Source organism: Pseudomonas sp. AC463 (assembly GCF_979253585.1).
Genome location: NZ_CEEDDZ010000173.1, coordinates 1 through 395 on the forward strand (window position 1 = coordinate 1; position 395 = coordinate 395).

The 395-nt window shown below is 59.0% G+C and carries 1 pseudogene; it reads left to right on the top strand.

Going from position 1 to position 395, the window contains the following annotated elements:
• Window positions 1–197, top strand: a pseudogene (locus AC0IYH_RS29650) (SDR family oxidoreductase); the annotation flags it as partial.
• Between the last annotated feature and the right edge of the window lie 198 nt (window positions 198–395).

Here is a 395-nt window from a genome sequence, read left to right on the forward strand (position 1 = left end):
GTTCACCTATTAGTGCTGCGTTCATCGCCGATTACATCTTCCAGGCAGTGGCCGATGGGCAATTCATGATCCTGCCTCATGAGCAGGGTCGCCAAGCCTGGGCGCTAAAGCAGAAGAACCCACAACTGCTCTATGACGAAATGACCGTGATGTGCGAGAAAATGCGCGCCAAGGCAACCAGTCACCGCGAAGGCTGAACCATCACCAAACGTAGGAGCGCCGCCCTCGGCGCGAAGGCGATTGTAGCCACCCCGTAAATGCCTGGCGCTGCCAACATTCGCCGCGGGGTCGCGGCTCCTACAATGCTAGCGGTAGCCACGTCTGTAGGAGCGTCACCCCCGGCGCGAAGGCGATTGCTGCCATCCGCCGGAAGAAAGTATCTTCTGATACTGGCC